The organism is Cryobacterium aureum (assembly GCF_002954245.1).
In the GTDB taxonomy this organism is placed as follows: domain Bacteria; phylum Actinomycetota; class Actinomycetes; order Actinomycetales; family Microbacteriaceae; genus Cryobacterium; species Cryobacterium aureum.
This window is the reverse complement of the sequence record NZ_PPTG01000014.1, coordinates 226456-247731: the sequence shown is the minus strand read 5'-3', so window position 1 is coordinate 247731 and position 21276 is coordinate 226456. Positions and strand designations below refer to the sequence as shown.

Below are 21276 nucleotides of genomic sequence, written 5' to 3'. Positions count from 1 at the left end.
TGTTACTTGACTGCTCCTGCGGTGATGCCCCTGGTGAGGGTGCGTTGAAAGATGAGAAAGAAAATGAGCGTGGGCAGCAAGCCGAGCAGCGCTGAGGCGCTCGTCGTGGTCACGTCCATGAGGCGGTCGCCCTGCAACACCGCGATGGACACGGGCACGGTCTGGGCGGCGTTACTCACCAGGAAGGTGAGCGGAATGAGGAACTCGTTCCAGGTCCAAATGAAGAAGAAGATCAGCAATACGCTCAGGGTCGGCTTGGTGATCGGGTAGACCACCTTCCACAGAATCGTCCAGCGGTTGGCGCCGTCCAGCGACGCAGCCTCGAGAATCTCCTTGGGAAAGGTGCCCAAAACGGATGCCAGCAGGTACGTTCCAAAGGCGCTCTGGATGACCACGAAGATGATAATTACGGCCCACTGGTTGTCGTAGAGGCCGACGAGTTTGAACATGAAATACAGCGGGTAGAGCAGCACCTCCTGCGGCAGCATGTTGGCCAGCAGAATGAGCAGCACAATCCAGGTGCGGCCGCGTACCCGGCCGATGCCGAGTGCGTAGGCGTTGAGCAGCGAGACGCCGACGGCGAGTACGGCGACGACGCTGGAGATGAAAAAGCTGTTCCAGAGTTTCTCGGGAAAATTAACCCGCTCCCAGAAGTTGATCATGCCGTCGAAATAGAGGCCGGTGGGCAGCGAGAGCGGCCCGGAACTGTTGTAGTCGGCGGGGGATTTGAACGAGTTGATAAGAATGAGAAAGAACGGTACCGCGATGAGCAGGCCGATGAGAATGGCGACGCCGAGGATCGCCCAGTCGCCGAGGGTCTTGTGGGAGGTACTGCCGCCCCTGCGACGCTTCGGAGTGCGAGCCGGGATCGTGCTGGTCACGGGTAGCGCTTCGAGGGTCGTCATCAGATGGCCTCTTCCTTGCGCTCGAGCCGGGTTTGCGCCAGCAGGAACACCACGGAGACCGCGGCGATCACGATGGTCAGCGCTGTAGCGATGGTGGCGCCATAGCCCACCTGCTGGGACTGAAAGAACTCGCTGTAGGCGTAGTACGCCGGAACGATCGTGGAGGTTCCCGGGCCACCCCCGGTAAGGGTGTAAATGGGGCCGAACACCTTGAGGGCAGCGATGGTGCAGGTGAGGGTGACCACGAAGATCTCCGGACGGATGATGCTCACCGTGATGGCGGTGAATCGTTGCAGCCAGTTCGCGCCGTCGAGTTCGGCGGCTTCGTAGAGCTCTGGGTCGACGCGCTGCAGGGCGGCCATGAAGATGACGATCGGGTAGCCGAGCTGCACCCAGATCATGATCACCATGATGCTCGGTAGGGCGGTGTTGGGGTTGCCGAGCCAGTTATGGGCGAGACCTCCGAGACCCATCCCGGTCAGCACCTCATTGAGGGCGCCGTTCTGCGGACGCAATATCCAGCCGATCACGATGGCGGCGATGACGGCGGGCAGGATTTGCGGCAGGTAGTAGGTGGCGCGCAGAAAGCTGGCGAGCTTGCCGCCGAACTTCTTGCCGATCAGGTCGAACAGCATGGCGGCCAGCACCAGACCGAGCAGGGTGGGCACGACGACCATCGCCAGGATCATGGCGATCGAGTTGCTGAACGAGGTCCAGAACACGCTGTCGCCGGCGAGCTTGACCCAGTTTTCCAGGCCCACCCACTCCGGCGGTTTGATGCCGCGGTAGTCGGTGAAGGTGAGGTAGATGTTCCAGACCAGCGGCACGATGATGATCAGGGTGAGCAGCGCCAGACCGGGCACCAGGTAGATCCAGAACTTGTTCGGGTTGCTCCCCGGAATGAGGCTCTGCCGGGCTGGTTGCTGGGAACCCCGGGGAGCGTCAACGGGAGCATCTGAAATGGATGCTGTCGTCATGCGGATACCTTCTCTGGCGTGAATCTGAACGTCGCGTGCGGGTGGGGACGGTCGGGGGCTGGCGGCCCCCGACCGGTGGGTGGCGCGGGGTTAGGGCTCTAGCCGACGATGTCGTCGACGCCGGACTGGTATTGTCCGCCGAGCTGTTCGAGCACGTCGGAGGACGACTTAGTGCCGTTGATGAGTTCCTGCAGGCCGGCGTTGAGTTCGTCGTAGAACGTGGCGGTGGGCCAGTCCGGGTAGAACGCGATGCCGTCCTGGTCGGTGAGGGTGTTGAAGTTACCGATCAGTTCCTGGCTCTTCGGGTCGGTGATATCGGCAGCGTTCGCGGCGACGGGGATTCCGCCGTTGTTGCCGATCAGGGCTTGGATCTCGGGGCGCATCGTGATGTCGATGAACTGGTAGGCGAGCTCCTTGTTGGCGGCTTTCTCGGGAACGACCCACATGTTGCCGGCCGAACCGGGGGCGAACTCAGCCTCGGGAAAGAGGAAGGTACCCCATTCGAAGCCGGTCACCTCGGTCGTGAACCTGTTGTGCCACCACGAGCCGGAGTAGAAGATCGGGTAGGTGCCGTTGATGAACGCGGTGCCGGCATCCTCTGCTTTGAAGCCGGTGGCGTCCTGGCTGATGTAGCCGGCGTCGGTCCAGGCCTTGATGGTGTCGGTGGCGTAGCTGAGCTCGGGGCCCGACCAGTCCACGTCGCCGGTGTAGAGCTGGTAGTCGTCGATGAAGCTGCGGTCAGCCTTGGTCAGGGCGAGCTGGTACCAGAGCTGCCCGAGCGGGTATTCGGCGGCGGACTCGGCCAGGGGAGTGATGCCCTGGTCGGTGAAGGCCTGCATCACGGTCTCGAGCTCCGCGACGGTAGTTGGAACCGCGAGGCCGCTCGCGGCGAACATGTCCTTGTTGTAGTAGACCTCGACGAACTCGCCGTAGTTGGGCACACCGTAGAACGGTCCAGAGCCCATGATGCCGTTCTCGTCATAGCGGGCGGTGGTCTGCAACGACGGGGCGAGGGCGTCGTCCCAGCTGTATTTGGCGACGGCATCGTCGAGGTTGCTGAGCAGGCCCTGGCTGGCGAGCAGGCCGGCGGTGGCGTTGCCCTTGTTGTACTCGAGGATGTCGGGGGCCTCGTTGGAGTTGAGCACCTGGCTGGCCGTTGAGCGAATTTGCTCGAAGCTTTTCGCTTCGAACTCGACCGTGGCGCCGGTCTCGTCCTCGAAGGTTTTGATCGCCTGGTCCCAGGCGATACCCATGGCGCTGGTTTCGCTCTCGAAGTGCCAGAGCTTGAGGATATTGCTGTCGCTGGCGGCGGTGCTGGAGCAGCCGGAGAGCAGTAGGGCGCTCACGCCCAGTAGGGCGACGCCGGAGAGGGTTCTGGTTGATTTTTTCACTGATCTACTTCCTTGTAGTACGCATCTCGTGCAGGAGCTGCGGGCTGGGCTATCGAAACGTTTCGATAGTTCGGTTTGTTCGAGAATCCTTTCGTGAGGGTTAGCTGCGTGTGAGGGACCTGGTGGATCCCAGGTCGACATACGTCGGCTCGATGAGCTCGACGTGCGGCTCGACGTGACCGGCCAGCTGCGCCATGGTGAGTTCGATGGCTCGGGTACAGGAGAGTTCGGCGGGCAGGGGAATGACATCGAGGGGGGGATTGAGGTGGTCGGTCGAGAAGCTCGAGCACGCGGAGATCACCGACAGATCCCCGGGTACGGAAATGCCGCGCTGGTTGAGCAGCTCCAGCACCATGGATTGCACGGGCTCGTTGCAGTGCATGACCAGCGCGGTCATGCTCGGCAGATCGGCAATGAGGCCATCGAAGGCGCCGCGCACGCCGGCGGAGTCTTCGGCGCTCGGGGTGAACGCGACCGTGGCGCCGTTCTGTGTCGCCTCGGCGAGAAAAGCGTCGCGGAATCGCAGCGGAAAGTTCGACCCTCGGTCGTAGACCGTTGGTGCCTGGCCGATCAGTCCGACCTTGCGGTGGCCGAGATCAACGAGGCGGCGCACGGCGAGGCGCGCTGCACCGTCAAAGTCGAGGTCGACGCAGGTGAGCCCCGCAGTGTCCCGCGGAATGCCGATCACGGTGGCCGGCAGGCCGAGTTCGCGCACCAGGGCAGTGCGCGGATCATCCCGCGACACATCGAGGAGCACGATGCCGTCCACCAACGAGCTGTGTACGACCCGGGTCAGGCCGCTCGTGGCTTCGTCCTGGGTGAGCAGCAGTACGTCATAGTCAAAGCGACGAGCGGCCGTGGCAACGGCCAAAGCGAAGGTCATGTGCGCGGGGGCGTGGGTGCCGGCGTGCATTGGCGCGCTCAGCGCGAGAATGTGCGTGCGGGATCCCTTGAGCATGCGGGCGCCGGCGTTCGGGCGGTATTCCAGGGTTCGCACTGCGTCTTCGATGCGGCGTTTGGTCGAGTCGGCGATGGAGCGCTTGCCGCTGAGGGCGTAGGAGACCGTGCTGATGGACACTCCGGCGGCACGTGCCACGTCGTGAATGTTTGCCATGAACGGACTCCATCGTCTAAACGTTTCGATTATCTCGCTTAGAGCCTAAGTCACGGGTGTGGTTGTGCGCAAGAGTTTTGTGGTTGTGAAACACTAATCGGTCCGCCCGCCTATTTTAGAAGTTCTCAACGCACGTCGCCAATGTCGGTGGTGTACGAAACCATGGATCGCAGACGACCAGTACCCTTGAAACGAGCCGAAGGAGGTCTGCCGTTTGTCCACACTCAGTCAGACGCATGCCCTGCGGCAATTGATCGAAACGGATGCCACCTGGCGGCTCCTCCGCGCCGCCAACGCCCCGGTCATCGCTGCATTACTGAGCGAGCATCTCGGGGGAGAAAACCGGCGCCTCTCCACGGCCGAGCTCTATGAACGCATCGATCACGACCTCGACGCCCTGCGTGGTCACGGCTTCGACCTGCCCCAAAGTGCCCAGGGCTACTGCGCCGAGTGGCGTAAGTCGGGCTTTCTCACCCGTCGGGCCGATGAAGACACCCGCGGCGAGACTTTCGAGCTCGCCCCCGGCGCTCTCGGCGCCATCCGTTTTCTGGAGCAGCTCGCCGCGCCGCGGCAGACTGTCACGGAATCTCGCCTGGCCAGCATCGGCGTGCAACTGGGCCAGCTCGCCATCGACACTGACCCCGACGTCACCCGGCGACTCGAGCAGCTGCACGCCCAGCGCGACCGCATCGACGCGCAGATCGAGCGCATCCAGCGAGGTGATATCGACACCCTCGACCCGGCGCGGGCGCTCGAACGCCTGCGGGACATTCTGGCTCAGGCCGAGGAGATCCCCTCCGACTTCGCCCGGGTGCGAGCCGAATTCGAGAACCTCAACCGCGACCTCCGGGCCCGCATCGTCGAGAGCGACGACACTCAGCGCACCGTGCTTGACGAGGTGTTTCGCGGCGTCGACCTCATCGCGGAATCCGACGAAGGGCGCAGCTTCGCCGGATTTTCAGCCCTCGTGCTCGACCCGGCCGTGGGCAGTGCCTTCGACGATGACGTTTCCCGGGTTCTGTCCGGCGATTTCGCGGCCGACCTCAGCCCCGCGCAACGGCGGTTTCTCCGCCGCTTCATCGGCACGCTCAAGGACCACAGCGGAGAGATTCACGAGGTGATCACTGCGTTCGCCCGAGGCCTGCGCCGTTACGTGCAGTCGCAGGACTACCAGCGTGACCGCGTACTGCGCTCCCTGCTCAGGCGTGCGCTGGCGACGGGGGTGGAAGCATCCGCGCGCACCAAGCCGTATCAGCCGACTACGCTGCACCTGGAGCTGTCGGCGGTCGCGCTGCGCAGCGTCGGCGCCCTGCGGCTGCACGACCCCGCCGAACTCGACGCGACGTCGCCCATTGTGGAGCACGTCGCCGGCACCGCCGACCTCGAGGCCCTGCGCGCTCTGGCCCGCGAGACCGAGATTGATTTTGCCGAACTCATCGGTAACGTCAACGGCGTTCTCGCCGAACTCGACGAGTGCACCGTGCGCGAGGTACTCGAACGGCACCCGGCCAGCCAGGGCGTCGCGAGCGTCGTGGGGCTGCTCACCCTCGCCGCCAATCAGGGCACCGTGCCCGGCGGCGTCGAAACCGTGCGTTGGCAAGGCACCGATCAGGCCGCTCGCGCCGCCGACATTCCGATCTACCGCTTCACGGGGAGACTGTTGTGACCGACACCATTATCGAAGCGGATACTGCCCCCGCGACCGCACTCTGGGCGCACGACACCGGCGTGCTCGGCGAACAATCCCGCCGCGCCCTGCTGGAACTCATAAAAGGACCGTATCTGTCGGGCGTGACAGCTCCGTCGCTCTGGTCGGCGCTGCTCGCCGACGAAACCGCCCTGCGCTCCCGGCTGCACGAGTTGTTCCTTGACCTCGTCATCGACCGGGTCGGTGAGTTCGCCTTCGTGCGCAACGTCAGCACCACCGAACTGAAAACGCCGAATACCGTGCGTACCGCAGCGCTCACTTTTCTCGACACCGCGATGTTGCTGGTGCTGCGCCAGATGCTGCTCGCCGGAGAGGGTGAAGGCCGGGTGATCGTGGGCCAGGACGAAGTCTTCGAGCAGCTCTGGGTCTACCGCACGCCCGACCGTGACGAGGCCGACTTTGCCCGGCGTCTGAATTCGTCCTGGCTGAACATGAAAAACAAGCTGCGCGTGATTCACCTGGCGGGCGTTGACGATCGCGCCGAGATCTCTCCGGTGCTGCGGCTGATCGTCGACGCCGACCAGATTCAGGCCATTGGCGCCGAATACCGGCGCATTGCCGCGGAAGGCGGCGGATTCGACGCCGACACCGATGAGGACGTGACCGCATGACCCTGCTCGAAATGCCCGGCTTCGATGACACGCCCGACAGCCTCGCGCAGGCGACAACAACCGGTCCGATTCACGTTGGCCAGTGGCGGCTGGCCCGAGTCGAACTGCTCAACTGGGGCACCTTCGACGGGTTTCACCCGATCGACATCGCCCGCAAGGGGCACCTGTTCACCGGGGCCTCCGGGTCGGGCAAGTCCTCCCTGCTCGACGCGATCGGCACAGTGCTCACCCCCGACAAGTGGTTACGGTTCAACGCCGCAGCCCAGGATGCGGCCTCACGCAACGACGACCGCAGCCTGATCAGCTACGTGCGCGGTGCGTGGAGCAAGGAGGCCGACGAAAACCTCGACCGTGCCGTCAGCACCTACCTGCGTAAAGGCCCCACCTGGAGCGGGATTCTGCTCGGTTTCGAAAATGGGCAGAATGCCCCGATCACCCTCGCGCGCCTGTTTCACCTGCGCGGCTCCAGCGTCGACAAGGCCGACCTCAAAGATGTCTGCTTCATCGACCGCGGCCGGGTGACCCTGCTCGATTTCAAGGAGTTCGTCGTTTCGGGGATCGAAACCAAACGCATCCAAAAGGCCTGGCCCGAGGCCATCATCACAACCACGGGTAGTCACGCCCGGTTCTATTCGCGCCTCGGCCGGGTACTCGGCATCACGAACGAAAACGCGCTGCACCTGCTGCACAAAACCCAATCGGCCAAGAATCTCGGCAGCCTGGACCAGCTCTTTCGTTCGTTCATGCTCGACGAGCCGCCGACCTTCAAGCGGGCCAAGACCGCCGTCGAGCAGTTCGGCGAGCTCAATCAGGCACACCAGCACGTCGTCGAGCTGCGCCGCCAGGCCGAGCATCTGAAGCAGCTCGAAACCTCCATCGTTGACTACGAAGCCGCCTCAGCCAGGGCCACCGAAACGGCGCGCCTGGTGGACCTGATCGACCCGTTCCAGGACCAGCTCACGCTGCGCCTCGCTGGCGATGAACGCGGAGCCCTGCGCGCCCACCATGCCCGCGCCGAGGAAGAATCCGGTAGGGCCGATGCCGCGCGCGACGACGCAGAAGAACGCTTGCGTGCCGCCGAACGTCGCGCACTGCGACTGGGGGGATCAGACTCTGCGCTGATGCAGGCCCGCGTCGCCGACGCGGTAATCGGTGCTGAAGCGACCGCGAAACGTTGGAACGCCTTCAGCGACGACCTCGCCGGGGTCGGAGTGGCCACCGCGCCGCAGAACAACGCCGAATTCGTCGAATTTCACGAGTCGAGCCGCCGCGCCCTGAAAGAATCCGCGCCCCAGACCGCGCACGATCACGACGACAACGAGAAGTATTTCGCCGCGCGCGAAGAATTGGTCAGGGTCGACCGCGAGCTCACCGAGCTGCGCACCCGGAAGAGCAATCTGCCGGCCGCGCTGCTGCTCGCCCGCAAACGTCTGGCCGACGAGCTCGGTGTGACCGAGGCTGCACTGCCATTTGCCGGCGAACTGATCGAGGTGCTGCCCGAGTTCTCCGACTGGAGCGGCGCGATCGAGCGGGTACTCTATCCGCTCGCGAGCGCGCTGCTCGTGCGCGACGAGTACCTGCCCGAGGTACGGCGCCGCGTGGAATCCCGCAACCTCGGCGCCCGTCTCGTGTTCGAGGCCGTTCCGACGCTCGCCGACCCACCGAAGGCCGCCCGAACCCCACGGTCGCTGCTGCACCGCATTCGGGTGAGTGATGGACCGTTCCGAGACTGGCTGCAATCCCGAGCCGCCAAGGAATTCGACTACGCCTGCGTTGACCACCCCGACGAACTCGACGACGTGGAGAAGGGCGTCACGATCGGCGGGCAAGTCAAGAAGAATGCGCGGCGGTACGAGAAGAATGACCGCCACCGCATCGACGACCGCAGCCAATGGATTCTCGGCGCCGACAATGAGGCCAAGATCTACCTGCTCCTGGAGCGCCGGCGCGAGGCCGACCAACGGCACCGCGAAGCGGACAGCCGGCTCAAGCGCGCCCAGCACGATCGGGACGCCGCCACCCGCCGCCGCGCCGTGCTCGAACGCGTGCTCGGCCAGGACTGGACCGAGCTCGATCGCACCGCGGCCGACGAACTCGTGCGGGCCCGCCGCCGCCAACTCGAGGCCCTCACGACCGGAAACACCGAGCTGCAGGGTGCCATCAGCGCCGAAACGGATGCCCGTACCTCGCTGCACGAGGCTGAAGCCACGGCCAGAGCGCGAGCCCTCGAAGTGAGCCAGGGCGCTGCGATTCTGCGCGAACTCACCGGGCTCATCGATGACATCGGGCGGCGCGTGCAGGCCCGCGATACCGATGAATCGGGGGCCCTGTCCGATGCGGATACCGCCCTGCTCGAGACCCGCTATCGGTCCGTGGTGCGCAAAATCGACCGCAAGAACATCGGCGAAGTCGGCCGCAAGGTCAGCGACGTGCTGCACCGCGAATCGCTCGTCGCCCAGAACCTCATTCGCACGGCGCAATCAACGTTTGTGCTCGGATCCGGAGCTTTTCAAACCCGCTGGCCGGCGGCATCCGCTGATCTCAGCACCTCGATCGATGATCGGGCGGGCTATCGCGGGCTGCTCGAGGGCATCGTGGCGCGGGGACTCCCCGAACACGAAGGGAACTTTCTCAAACTGCTGCGCGAGAAATCACGCGATCTGATCGGGCACCTGGCCTCGGATATTCGCGATGCCCCGAAACTCGTCGTTGACCGCATCGACCCGGTCAACGCCTCGCTCGGGCGCTCCCGTTTCGACGTGGAACGCTACCTGCGCATCGAGGTGAAAACCAGGCGCGCCCCCGAGGTTCTGCAGTTCATGGCCGACCTCAAAACCGTCGCCGACGGTGCTTGGAACGACGACGACCTCGCTGCGGCCGAAAAACGCTTTGTCGTACTCAACCAGGTCATGGCGCGCCTGGCCTCGAGCGACAACGCCGATGTCGCGTGGCGCCGCCGCTGCCTCGACACCCGCGAACACGTCACCTTTATGGCCCACGAAGTCGATCTGGCCGGCCGCACGGTAAACGTGCACGACTCCAGCGCCGGCCTCTCGGGCGGGCAGAGGCAGAAACTCGTCATCTTCTGCCTCGCGGCTGCGCTGCGCTACCAACTCGCCACAGATGAAGACGATCTACCGACCTACGCCACGATCATTCTGGACGAAGCCTTCGACAAGGCCGACAGTCGTTACACACGCATGGCCATGGACGTGTTCGTGGAGTTTGGGTTCCACATGATTCTGGCCACCCCGGAAAAACTACTGCAGACCATCGAACCCTACGTCGGCGGCATCACTTCTATCACCAACACCACCCGCAACGATTCGCGCACGGCCAGTGTCGTCTTTCGCGCCGACGACGAGGCCTGATGGCTGTTCCCCGCGGCATGGTGACGGTGCCCGAGGCGCAGGAGCGCGCCCGCAAGCGCGTTCTCCAGGATCAACGGGACTGGGCGGCCTTCGGCGGTGAGAGTGCTCTCCTTGAGATCGTGCTGCACCCGCCGACCGAACGTGCCGCGCTCCTCGGCCAGGATGCCGCGATCGCCTGGCAGCGCGAGTGGCGGGCGGCCGCTTCACGTGCGCCGAACATTGACGTGCGCTGGGGCGAGCGTCAGTGGTCAAGGGTTGGCACGCAGACTGTTCCCGAACGGTGCACGCTGCGCGGAGCGGATGCGATCGCCGCGTTCGCCGGCGCTGCCACCGCGCGCGAGTGGCGGGTTCTCCAGCGCCGCGCCGCCCTGTTGCGGCTGGCATTCCCGACGACAAACGACGATGTCGACCCCCTCGCCGTGGCGATCCGCACCCACTCCCGCACACTGCAAGCCCTGACCGACGCGAATTTTGCTACCCTGCTGCAGGTGGTGGCGTGGCTGGCCGAGCATCCCGCATCCGGTTGGCGCATTCGGCAGCTGCCGATCCGCGGAATCGACACCAAATGGCTCGAAGGGCATCGCGCCATCGTCGAGGGGCTGCACTCGGCCGTGAGCGGAAACCTTACGCTCGGCTTGCAGGGCGCACCGAACCTTGTGCGGGTGCGTTTTCTGGATCCACACCTGCGGCCGGGAGGGCTCTGCGACGTGATCGCGCCGGTCGAGGAGCTCGCCGCGCTCGCTATCGCTCCGACGACGGTGTTCGTGTTTGAAAACCTGGAGACCATGTTCGCCATGCCCGAGCTGCCAGGCGCGGTCGTTGTACACGGCGGTGGTTATGCGGCACCGCGCCTCGGATCGATCCCCTGGATTCACACCGGCCGTGTCATCTATTGGGGTGATCTGGACTCTGACGGGTTCGCCATCCTGCACGCGCTGCGTTCGACCTGCGACGACGTGACGAGCGTTCTCATGGACGAAGCGACTTTGCTGCTCTTTCGTGACCTCTGGGTCCCCGAGCCGAAAGCGGCCGGGGGAACCTATCTTTCGCTGACAGCCGAGGAAATGGGCGCACTCTCCCGCATCCGCTCGGAGGGAAATGTGCGCCTGGAGCAGGAGCGCATCGAGTGGAATCACGCGCTGGGGCGCTTGCTCGCCTTCACTGTGCAAGATTAATCTTGGCATTTTGCCGGCTCCGAGGCCAACCGGTCGAGTCTCATTCTGCCGGAAATTATTCCTGTGACCAGCACAATCACGTTATCTCCTGCGTGCACCAGCCCTCGCCAGGTCGCAAAGTATGCCATGGCACAGTGCGTGTGACCGAAAATCAGGGGTTTCGGGGAAAATCGTGAGGTTTCGTTCAAACAGGCCGGGCATGCTGGCCAACTCGCCCGCGCCACCCCGAAGTGCACGGGCTCGAAACCCAGCGAACGGGCGTACCTAGCGTCCATCATTCGCGCCAGATGAAGGACATGCGCCCAAAACACACTGAAACGCCTCATGCCCACCTCGCCCCTCGAACGCAGCAGAAGCCCCGCAAACCACGCACCCGCCGGCATGAGATCTTCGTTGCCACCGGTGCCGTGCTCGTTATCGCCGGCCTTGTTGCCAGCAGCGGATTCGTCGCCCAGTCCGCCGATGCCCGGCAAGACAGCATCGCCGCCACGACCGTACTCGCCGAAAGCACCGGCCTGCAGAGTGACCAGCTCGACTTCTACGCGGCCCACGGCGAGTCGATCTCGCGCGACAATGCATCCGCTGCCCTCGTCGCAGCCCATGTCGTCATCGCGGCCAGCCAGAGCAAAGTGGATGCCACCACCCTCACCTCGGTAGCCAGCTCGCTCGCCAGCTACGCGATTATGCCGATCGACCAGGTGGAGTCACTCACGGCCGAGGCGAAGGTTGAGACTGCGTCGCTCGCTGCCGCCACCGCTGAAGTCGACCGCATCGCCGCCGAGGCTGCTGCGGCCGCTGCCGCCCAGGCTGCTGCCGCCGAAGCCGCTGCACAGGCGGCTGCCGAGGCCGCCCGCCTGCAATCTGTTGCCGGAGGAAACACTGTGGACGGTGCCCGCGCCACCGCACAGTCGATGGCCGCCTCGCAGTACGGCTGGGGCGCCGATCAGTTCAGCTGCCTCGACCGTCTCTGGCAGAAAGAATCCGGCTGGAACTACGCGGCCATGAACTCCAGCAGCGGCGCTACCGGAATTCCCCAGGCACTGCCCGGAAGCAAGATGGCGTCGGCCGGCAACGACTGGGCCACCAATGCCACCACGCAGATCGCTTGGGGCCTCGGCTACATCAAGGCTTCGTCCTACGGAACGCCGTGCGCCGCCTGGTCGCACTCGCAGGCGGTCGGCTGGTACTAGTGGTTGAGTTTGACGTTGTTCGAGGTTTCGCTGCAGTCTGTGGTGCTCGCGAGGGAGAGATTGAGCCGTGCCGCAAGTACCCCACTCCGAGTGGACGCACAGTCCGGAAGTGTTGCAATCTTGCGTGACTGCGTTGATCTGACTGGATCGACGTAGACGCTACTTGTTCCAGTTGGGTTTTTCGGTGGGGGTGGCTGCGCGGTTTTGTGCGGCGGGGCGCCAGGTTTGGGTGGGGTCGAAGATGAGGGGTCCGCGGATCCAGGGGCGGCCGTCTCGCATGTCGATGTCCCAGCCGGAGGTGTCGATGCTGGCATGGCCGGCGTTGCAGAGCAGGACGGCGTTGTCGATGTCGGTGGGGCCGCCCTGGCGCCACGGGACGACGTGGTGCACTTGGGTGAGGTGGGGTGGCATGGTGCAGCCGGGGATGACGCAGCCGCCATCTCGGGCGGCGAGTGCTCGGCGTTGTTGGGCGGTGAAGAAGCGGTTGCTGGTGCCGAGGTGCAGGATCTTTCCGTTGTGGCCGAACAGCACCGGTTGATACCCGCCGGCGCAAATCAACTCGTCGATCTGGTTGGTGGTGAGGGGGCCGTCGAGGCCATCGATCCAGCCGGCGCCGCGGCCGGCGAGGAGGTCGTTGATGTTGATGTGCACGAGCACGGTGGGGGCGGCTCCGCCCATGGTCGGGGTGCCGGGCTGCCGGGCGGCGGCTTCGAACACAGCGCGGAGGATGCCAGCTTGTTTTTCGCTGCGGGAGCGGGTGTCGTCGGGTTGCTGCGGGCACGGACTGAGTCTGTCGGAGCTGAGCGGGTCGGGCAGGTCGTTACTCTCGACCTCGATTTCGATTTCGGCTTCGGCTTCGGTGTCAGGGCTGTTGCCACTGTTCTTCTTTTCGCTGGTGCTGGGGTCGGCGGGGTCGGTGTCACGAAACGCGACCGTGGCGCGCGGTGTGACTTGGGTGCCAGGAGTAGCTGCGGTGGCGTTGGCTCCGGGGACCGGGTTGGACGCGGCGGCGGACAGGTACGCATCGAAGACGTTGCCGATGATGGCGCGGTCGAGGGTGGTGAACCAGCCGTTGAGGCTGTAGCCACCGTTGCTGAGGGTGCCGAAGGTGAGCCAGCTGCGCCGCTCCGGCGGCGTCTCACCGGGCGCCGTGCCGTCGGGGGCGAGGCGCGCCTTCCACTGGATGCCCTGCTGCCGCAGCAACTCCGGCGCAAACGCGATACCCGCACCGGGCAGCCCCTCTGTTTCGGAGGTGATTGCGCCGGAGCCGCTGGCTACCAGGGAGCGTTCGACCCGGTCGAGGTCTTCCACCAGAACTGAAGAGCGCAGGCCGTCGAGCACCGTGACGATCACCCGGGCCTGCTCCAGCCCGAGCGCCCCGCCTTGCAGGGCTTCGCCGAGAACGGGGTAGGTGGGAGTGAGGGGGCGACCGAGCAGCATCCGCTGGCCGGCTTTCTCACCGAGCGCTGACCGCTGCCGCACCTCGCTGCGAGACAGCCGGGCGAGGGTGCAGACCAGCTCGACGCCGCTGCGGCAGCCCAGCCGACGGGCCAGCATCGGCGCACCCAGAGCCGTCGCCGTGCCAGGAGCAGCCTCGCCCGACCCCGCCGGCGCGGCGCTCTCCGCCATCGCAGACTCCGCATCAGCACTCGTAGCAGCGGCCTGGGCAGCAGAGGCCTTGGCTGCAGAGGACTGAGCAGCGGCCTGGGCGGCGGAAGCATCGAAATATTCGGAGCGGCGCAGCACATCCGTCGTGGAGAGCACCCGGGCCCCGTCGACCACTCGGCCCACACTCTCCAGCGCGAGCAACATGGTCAGCGACTCTTCATCACCGAGCAGCCCGAACGACACCCCACGCAACGCCGCCAACAGAATCTCCCGAGCCTGCTCCACCGCCACAATGACGGGGTGTGAACTGAACTCACTCGGGTTTTCCATGAACATGGGCGCCATTGCCTCCTTGACACCCATTCTATCGCGAATCGAACAAAAAAGCGAGATAAGCTCAGAATTATTCCAAGCCGTAAATTCGACCGTATGATCAGATTTCGTCAACACCACTGCCCCCATTACTAGACAGAGTAAGGGCGATCATTCGTATTTCACTGCCGCAGCGATTTGATGTCAACGGTGAGATGTAGAAGAAATAAGCGATTATCCGTCACGAATGCGCTTCCACCGTTCCGGTGGGCCCACTGTGTAATTCCCGGAGGATCTTCAGACGACCGCAGGGCAGCGTGCCGAATTGAAACGGTTGCTGAGCGACGGCCGGTTCAATGGATATTGCCTTGCGGGCGACTCGGGTGTGCCGGTCGACGCTCATCGTGTCCCAATGGCCACCAACGGCTACGCCGATTCGACATTTTCAGGCGGTTTATGCCCCGGTCACGACCGAATCGACGATGCGCGGGCTGTTTCTTCGCGGCTGGCCGCAGGTTCTGCGGCGGTCAGCGGCGAGTGCAGGGCCCGGCGCTACGATGGGCGAGTAAGGATCTCCATGTTTGAGTTCGGCGAGGCACACCGACGTGCCCGGCGCAGGAGCCCTGCACACGTATTTCGTTGTGTCGATCCGCATCGCGCGACGATGAATTTGATGGAGGCGTTTTCTCGATGTCGTCTGGTTTCACCCGAACGGGTCTGTCCCCGTCAGATCCAACGCTCGAAACGTTCATAGTTGATTATTATGAGCACCTAACAGACGAAGATGCCGCGAACTATAGCCCGGAGCTGCTTGCAGCCCGGGCGCAGGAGCACTGGCAGGTTGCCCAGCGCCGAGTGCCGAAGACGGCGACGATCGAGATCCACAATGAATCCGGTCGCAGTGTCGTCTATATCGTCACCGACGACATGCCCTTTCTCGTGGATTCGGTCACGGCGGAGCTGGTGCGCCAGCACTCGGCCATCCATTTGGTCGTGCACCCCCTGCTCATTGTCGCCCGCAGTAAGGCCACGAACGATCTCGTCGACATCAACCGAATCCCGGCCAGCGCCGGTGTCTCCAGCGGTGATACCTCGGCCATGCCCAACATCGCGCACCTCATCGCCACCGGTGATGACGCCTCACACCTCGAGTCCTGGATCGCCATCGAGATCAACAGCGCGAGCGACGAGGAACAGTCCAGCCTCATCGCCGGGCTGGCCGCCGTTCTCGGCGATGTTCGTGCCGCCGTCGAAGACTGGCCGCTCATGCGCACCAAGGCCATGCAGATCGCCAACGCGCTCGACACCATCACCGGTGGCGATCAGATCAAAGACGTCCACCAGACCCAGCAGCTGCTGCACTGGCTCGACGAGGGCAACTTCACCTTTCTCGGCTACCGCGAGTACAACCTCGAGACGCTGGGCGGCGAAGACGTGCTCACCCTGATCGAGGGGACCGGCCTCGGCCTGCTGCGCTCCGCCGACGACCGACACCAGATTCAGCACCTGACGGATGCCGGACGTCAGAAAGCGCGCGAGCGCACGGCCCTGGTGATCACCAAGGCCAACTCCCGGTCGACCGTGCACCGTCCCGCCTACTTCGACTACATCGGAATCAAGAGTTTCGATGCCGCCGGCCAGGTCAACGGCGAGCAGCGCTTCATCGGGTTGTTCGCGGCGAGCGCCTACACCAGCTCCGTCACGGCCGTTCCGGTGCTGCGCGAAAAGGTCAAAGCCGTCATGACCGAGGTCGGTTTTCCACTCGAGTCGCACAGCGGCAAAGACCTGCTCGGCATCATGGAAACCTACCCGCGTGACGAGCTGTTCCAGATCGAGGTGCCAGACCTCGTCACCACGTCGCTCGCCATTCAGCGTCTGCAGGAGCGTCGTCGTACCCGACTGTTCCTGCGCCCCGACATTTACGGTCGGTTCATGTCGGCCTTGGTCTACCTGCCCCGTGACCGTTACAACACCGGCGTACGACTGCGCATCGAGAAAGAGCTGCAAGAGACGTTCAGCTCGGAATCGCTCGACTTCGAAGCACGCATGACCGAATCCGCGCTCGCGCGACTGTTCTATCGCATCCGCTTGCCCAAAGACGTCTCGGCCGATTCCGTCGATATCGCCGCACTGGAGCACCGCCTGGCCATGGCCGTACGCTCGTGGCCCGAGGGCATCAGTGACGAACTTCGCGAAACACACTCGGTCGAAGAAGCAGAGCGCCTGGCCGTTATCTGGGCCGACGCTTTTCCCGACAGCTACCGGGTCGACTACGAAATCACCGACGCGCTCGAAGACATCTCTCGGTTCGAAGCCTGCGCCGCGGAGGTGGGGGCATCCGCTGAGGGGCACACCCGCCCTGGGCTGCACGTGTACCTGCCCAAAACTGCCGGTGACCCCGGCGAAGACGCCCGCATCAAGCTCTACATGACCGAACCGAAAAGCCTCAGCCAGATTCTGCCGTTTCTGCAAAACTTAGGGCTCGAGGTGCTCGATGAGGTTCCGTTCGAAATCGAGACCACCGACGGGCGCCGCTTCTACCTCTACGACCTCGGCCTGCACTACCCCGCCGGAATCGACCCGGTCGCGACCGGAACGTTGCTGGCCGACTCCTTCGGTGCGGCCATCAGCGGAGCCATTGAATCCGACAGCCTCGACCGTCTCGTGCTGCAAGACGGAATGCCCTGGCACCGCGTGGTCATTCTGCGCAGCTACGCCAAGTACCTGCGCCAGATCGGCAACACCAACTCTTACGGTTTCGGCGCAAACGTCATGCTCGCCAACTCGGCCGTCACGAGCGGACTGGTAGCCCTGTTCGAAGCCCGGTTCGACCCCGACCTGGCTGACGATGAGCGGATGCTGCGCCTGGCCGACGTGCGCGAACAGCTGCGGCTAGCGATGGAGCAGGTCGCCACCCTCGACGCCGACCGCGTGCTGCGCACTCTGATCACCCTGATCGAAGCGTCGCTGCGCACGAACTTCTTTCAGTACAAGCCTTATCTCAGCATCAAACTCGACCCGTCACAGATCGCGCAGATGCCCTCACCCAAGCCCATGTACGAAATCTGGGTGTACTCGCCGCGCGTGGAGGGTGTACACCTGCGCTTCGGCAAGGTAGCCCGCGGCGGGCTGCGCTGGTCCGACCGCCGTGAAGATTTCCGTACCGAGGTGCTTGGCCTGGTCAAGGCACAAACGGTAAAGAACGCAGTCATCGTGCCGACCGGCGCCAAGGGCGGGTTCTTCGCCAAGAAGCTCCCCGACCCAGGCCTGGACCGCGCGGCCTGGATGGCTGAGGGCATCGACAGCTATAAGACCTTCATTCGAGGGCTACTCGACCTGACCGACAACCTGGTCGCCGACGCCGACGGCGAGCACGTCGTGGCGCCGCACCGCGTGGTGCGGCATGATGATGACGACAGCTACCTGGTTGTCGCCGCCGACAAGGGCACGGCCTCCTTCTCCGATATCGCCAACGGCTTGGCCGCTGAGTACGGATTCTGGCTGGGCGATGCCTTCGCCTCCGGCGGCTCGGTCGGCTATGACCACAAGGAAATGGGCATCACCGCCAAGGGAGCCTGGGAATCGGTCAAACGTCACTTCAGTGAACTCGGTGTCGACACCCAGACCGAAGACTTCACCGTCGTCGGCGTCGGCGACATGTCGGGCGACGTGTTCGGCAACGGCATGCTGCTGTCGAAGCACACCAAACTCGTCGCGGCCTTCGACCACCGGCACATTTTTCTTGATCCCAACCCCGATCCTTCGCGATCCTTCGCCGAACGGGCCCGGTTGTTCGAACTGCCCCGCTCATCCTGGGCCGACTACTCGGCTGACCTGATCAGTACCGGCGGCGGCGTCTTCCCGCGCCAGGCCAAAGTCGTTCCGATCTCGGCCGAGGTTCAGGTCGTGCTCGGCCTGCCTGAGGGCACCACTCAGCTGAGCCCGCCCGAACTGTTGCGGGCCATTCTGCTGGCCCCTACCGACCTGCTCTACAACGGTGGTATCGGCACCTACGTCAAGGCCAGCACTGAAACGGCAGCGCAGGTCGGCGACAAGGCCAACGACGGTATCCGGGTCGACGGCCGTGACCTGCGGGTCAAGGTCGTGGGGGAGGGCGGCAACCTCGGTTTCACCCAGCTCGGCCGCATCGAGGCTGCGCTCGCCGGCGTCATTCTTAACACCGACGCGATCGACAACTCGGCCGGTGTCGACTGCTCCGACCACGAGGTCAACATCAAGATCTTCGTGGACCGCATGGTCGCCGCCGGCAAGCTCGACCCGGCCGAACGCGCCGCGTTCCTCGCCGAGATGACCGACGAGGTGGGGCGTCTGGTTCTGGTAGACAACGTCGACCAGAACATTCTGCTGCTCAACGACCGGGTGCTCGTGAACAACTGGAGCCCGAGCTACGAGCGCCTCATGAACTGGCTCGAAGAATCCGGTGATCTCCAGCGCGAGCTGGAAGCCCTGCCGACCACGGCCACACTGCGGGAGCGGCTCGACCGCGGCCAGGGGCTGACCAGCCCCGAGCTGAGCGTGCTCGCCGCCTACGCCAAGATCGAACTGGCCACCGCGCTGCGCGACAGCGATCTGGCTGATGACCCGTGGTTCGGCAGCACCCTGCGCCGGTACTTCCCGACGCACCTGTCGGAGCGGTTTGATGCCGAGCTGGACACGCATCCGCTTCGCCGGGAAATCATCGCTACGGTTGTCGCGAACGACATGATCAACCTGGGCGGCATCACCTTCGCCTTCCGCACGATGGAAGAGACCTCGGCCAACCAGGCGACAATCGCGCGCGCCTTCGTGGCCCTGCGGGAGATTTTCGACATCGACACGATGGTGAGCGAACTCAATGCGCTGCCATCGTCGTTCCCGACCGAGAAGTGGACGGCGATTCACCTGGACATTCGCCGGCTGCTCGACCGGGCGGTGCGCTGGCAGGTCAATCACGGCGGCAACATGCCCGTTGGTGCGGTGATCGCCAAGTACAAGCCGCAGATTGCGCTGATGCGTGAGCACCTCGGCGAATACCTGCAGGGTACCGACCGGGGCCGCCTCGAAATGCAGGAGGAAAAGGCCAGAGAATGGGGCCTGCCCGACGACCTCGGGCGCCGTTGGTCGGAACTGTTCGAGGCCTACGCGCTGCTTGACGTGGCCAAGGTCGCTGCTCGGGCAAACGTGCAGGTCACCGAGGTCGCTGAAATCTACTACACGGTTTACAACCGTTTCGGTATCGACAACCTGCTCGAGCGCATCACCAAGCTGCCCCGCAAGGACCGCTGGCAGGCGCTCGCCCGTGCCGCGCTGCGTGACGACCTGTACTCAACCGTCGCCGACATGACCCGGTCCGTGCTGGACGAAACGGATGCCGGTGCTGCCGACGAGCGCCTCCTGGCCTGGGAAGCGCTCAACGCCGAACAGCTCGGCCGAGCTCGCAGCGTATTCGAAGAGGTCAACTCGCTCGCGCAGGACGACATGGCGTCGCTCTCCGTGGCCGTGCGCCTGCTGCGATCCATCGTGCGCCGCTAACAAACACTGAAAGAGGGCGCCCCGAGTGCGGGGCGCCCTCCTTCCTTTACGCGCGGGAATAGCTCGGCGGGTGCGAACGCTGCACCGAGTATGAAGCGCATCGGATTCCTCTCGTTCGGCCACTACCAACCGGTACCGGGATCGCAGGCGCGCACGGCCGGCGACGCCCTGCTGCAAACGATCGACTTGACTCAGGCTGCCGAGGACCTCGGAATCGACGGCGCGTATCTGCGCGTGCACCACTTCGCCCCGCAGTTCGCGTCGCCGTTTCCGTTGCTGGCAGCGATGGCCGCCCGCACCAGCCGGATCGAACTGGGCACCGGCGTCATCGACATGCGCTACGAAAACCCGCTGTACATGGCCGAAGAAGCCGCGATCACCGACCTGATCAGCAACGGGCGTCTGCAACTCGGCATCAGTCGCGGTTCGCCCGAGACCGCGTTGCGCGGTTACGAGGCGTTCGGGTACCTACCGGCCGAGGGCAGCAGTGACGCCGATGACGCGCGTGCGCGAACCGCCATCTTCCGGGCCGCGATCAGCGGCGCCGGAATGGCCCCTGCCAACCCGCAGATGACCGGGCGCACCGGACTTCTGGCTATTGCGCCGCAGTCGCCCGGGCTGAGCGAGCGCATCTGGTGGGGAGCCGGAACCCGCAAGACCGCCCAGTGGGTGGGGGAGCAGGGCATGAACCTCATGAGTTCGACTCTGCTCTCTGAAGACACCGGCGTGCCGTTCGGCGACCTGCAGGCCGAACAGATCGCCATCTACCGGAGTGCCTGGGCCGAAGCGGGGCACGAGGGAATGCCGCGGGTGTCGGTGAGCCGCAGCATCCTGCCGATCGTCAACGATCTCGACCGCGCCTACTTCGGTCGCGAAGCGGCGGCCGGCAGCCACGACCAGGTCGGCCACCTCGACGGTGGCCTGGCCCGCTTCGGCAAGAGCTACGTTGGGGAGCCCGCCGCGATCGTAGATCAGCTTCAAACGGATGCGGCGGTGCACGAAGCCGACACCGTGCTCGTGACCATTCCAAACCAGCTCGGCGTGGACTTCAACTCCCACCTGCTCGAGACCATCGTGCAGCAGATCGCACCCGACCTCGGCTGGCGCTAGGCCGATTCGGGAAGCCAAGAATCCGGTAGTCGAGTGAAGGCTCCGTTGCAGCGACGCTGCCTGTGATCTTCGTCACCGATGATGCCAAGGAGGATTGGTGGTGGAGGCATGGAGGTGAGACCCAGGGGCGAGCCCGAACGTCAAGAAATCCTTGGGCAGATCGCCAGCCATAGGGAAGAGGTAGCCAATCTGGAGGGGCATCTCTCATTGATGACCCGACGCCGCGCTGGCATCGAGCGTCAGCTGCGCGGAGGAGATCGCGATGTCCGAAT

13 protein-coding genes are annotated in these 21276 nt (G+C 64.5%); 8 read left to right on the top strand and 5 right to left on the bottom strand.

The genetic code is table 11. The features are described from left to right. Positions 1-2: 2 nt before the first annotated feature. From CJ028_RS06775 to CJ028_RS06760, 4 genes are all read right to left on the bottom strand, one after another. Positions 3-905: a carbohydrate ABC transporter permease gene (locus tag CJ028_RS06775; protein WP_105034502.1), complete on the bottom strand. Its 903-nt coding sequence runs from the start codon at positions 903-905 to the stop codon at positions 3-5. Then, positions 905-1882, bottom strand: a complete 978-nt coding sequence (locus CJ028_RS06770) for a carbohydrate ABC transporter permease (protein ID WP_167395131.1) — start codon at positions 1880-1882, stop codon at positions 905-907. Before CJ028_RS06770 ends, CJ028_RS06775 begins: the two co-directional genes overlap by 1 nt. A gap of 98 nt (positions 1883-1980) precedes the next feature. Next, positions 1981-3273, bottom strand: a complete 1293-nt coding sequence (locus CJ028_RS06765; RefSeq protein WP_240607131.1) for an ABC transporter substrate-binding protein — start codon at positions 3271-3273, stop codon at positions 1981-1983. A gap of 100 nt (positions 3274-3373) precedes the next feature. After that, positions 3374-4387: a LacI family DNA-binding transcriptional regulator gene (locus CJ028_RS06760; RefSeq protein ID WP_105034500.1), complete on the bottom strand. Its 1014-nt coding sequence runs from the start codon at positions 4385-4387 to the stop codon at positions 3374-3376. Between the two features lie 214 nt (positions 4388-4601). Between CJ028_RS06760 and CJ028_RS06755 the strand changes: the two genes are divergently transcribed. The 5 genes from CJ028_RS06755 (at position 4602) to CJ028_RS21170 (ending at position 12442) form a co-directional block, all read left to right on the top strand. Next, positions 4602-6053, top strand: a complete 1452-nt coding sequence (locus CJ028_RS06755; RefSeq protein ID WP_105034499.1) for a DUF3375 domain-containing protein — start codon at positions 4602-4604, stop codon at positions 6051-6053. Then, a complete protein-coding gene (locus CJ028_RS06750; protein WP_105034498.1) occupies positions 6050-6706 on the top strand; it encodes a DUF4194 domain-containing protein in 657 nt (218 codons plus the stop codon). The genes CJ028_RS06755 and CJ028_RS06750 overlap by 4 nt, the downstream gene beginning before the upstream one ends. Next, positions 6703-10077, top strand: coding sequence for an ATP-binding protein (locus CJ028_RS06745; RefSeq protein WP_105034497.1), 3375 nt, complete (start codon positions 6703-6705; stop codon positions 10075-10077). The genes CJ028_RS06750 and CJ028_RS06745 overlap by 4 nt, the downstream gene beginning before the upstream one ends. Beyond that, positions 10077-11252 (top strand): Wadjet anti-phage system protein JetD domain-containing protein, encoded by a 1176-nt coding sequence (locus tag CJ028_RS06740; protein ID WP_105034496.1) that lies wholly within the window; start codon positions 10077-10079, stop codon positions 11250-11252. The genes CJ028_RS06745 and CJ028_RS06740 overlap by 1 nt, the downstream gene beginning before the upstream one ends. 296 nt (positions 11253-11548) lie before the next feature. Continuing rightward, the gene (locus CJ028_RS21170; RefSeq protein WP_205683962.1) at positions 11549-12442 is read left to right on the top strand and encodes an aggregation-promoting factor C-terminal-like domain-containing protein; all 894 of its coding nucleotides are present in this window, start codon (positions 11549-11551) and stop codon (positions 12440-12442) included. Between the two features lie 159 nt (positions 12443-12601). Here the strand turns inward: CJ028_RS21170 and CJ028_RS06730 are convergent, their stop codons facing one another. Continuing rightward, positions 12602-14395, bottom strand: a complete 1794-nt coding sequence (locus CJ028_RS06730; RefSeq protein ID WP_161498913.1) for an HNH endonuclease signature motif containing protein — start codon at positions 14393-14395, stop codon at positions 12602-12604. 657 nt (positions 14396-15052) lie between these two features. On the opposite strand from CJ028_RS06730, the gene CJ028_RS06725 reads away from it, so the two are divergent. The 3 genes from CJ028_RS06725 (at position 15053) to CJ028_RS21910 (ending at position 21177) form a co-directional block, all read left to right on the top strand. Beyond that, positions 15053-19894, top strand: coding sequence for an NAD-glutamate dehydrogenase (locus CJ028_RS06725; protein ID WP_105034494.1), 4842 nt, complete (start codon positions 15053-15055; stop codon positions 19892-19894). A 90-nt stretch (positions 19895-19984) separates the two neighbouring features. Beyond that, on the top strand, positions 19985-21004 hold the full coding sequence (locus CJ028_RS06720) for an LLM class flavin-dependent oxidoreductase (protein WP_105034493.1): 1020 nt from the start codon (positions 19985-19987) through the stop codon (positions 21002-21004). A gap of 62 nt (positions 21005-21066) precedes the next feature. Further along, a complete protein-coding gene (locus CJ028_RS21910) occupies positions 21067-21177 on the top strand; it encodes a PIN-like domain-containing protein (RefSeq protein ID WP_161498912.1) in 111 nt (36 codons plus the stop codon). The last annotated feature ends 99 nt before the right edge of the window (positions 21178-21276 follow it).

Excerpts from the sequence above, each read along its gene's own strand:
- CJ028_RS06775 (WP_105034502.1), bottom strand. The coding sequence starts at position 905 with ATGACGACCCTCGAAGCGCTACCCGTGACCAGCACGATCCCGGCTCGC.
- CJ028_RS06770 (WP_167395131.1), bottom strand. The coding sequence starts at position 1,882 with ATGACGACAGCATCCATTTCAGATGCTCCCGTTGACGCTCCCCGGGGT.
- CJ028_RS06720 (WP_105034493.1), top strand. The coding sequence starts at position 19,985 with ATGAAGCGCATCGGATTCCTCTCGTTCGGCCACTACCAACCGGTACCG.
- CJ028_RS06745 (WP_105034497.1), top strand. The coding sequence starts at position 6,703 with ATGACCCTGCTCGAAATGCCCGGCTTCGATGACACGCCCGACAGCCTC.
- CJ028_RS06740 (WP_105034496.1), top strand. The coding sequence starts at position 10,077 with ATGGCTGTTCCCCGCGGCATGGTGACGGTGCCCGAGGCGCAGGAGCGC.
- CJ028_RS06760 (WP_105034500.1), bottom strand. The coding sequence starts at position 4,387 with ATGGCAAACATTCACGACGTGGCACGTGCCGCCGGAGTGTCCATCAGC.
- CJ028_RS06725 (WP_105034494.1), top strand. The coding sequence starts at position 15,053 with ATGTCGTCTGGTTTCACCCGAACGGGTCTGTCCCCGTCAGATCCAACG.
- CJ028_RS06730 (WP_161498913.1), bottom strand. The coding sequence starts at position 14,395 with ATGGCGCCCATGTTCATGGAAAACCCGAGTGAGTTCAGTTCACACCCC.
- CJ028_RS21170 (WP_205683962.1), top strand. The coding sequence starts at position 11,549 with ATGCGCCCAAAACACACTGAAACGCCTCATGCCCACCTCGCCCCTCGA.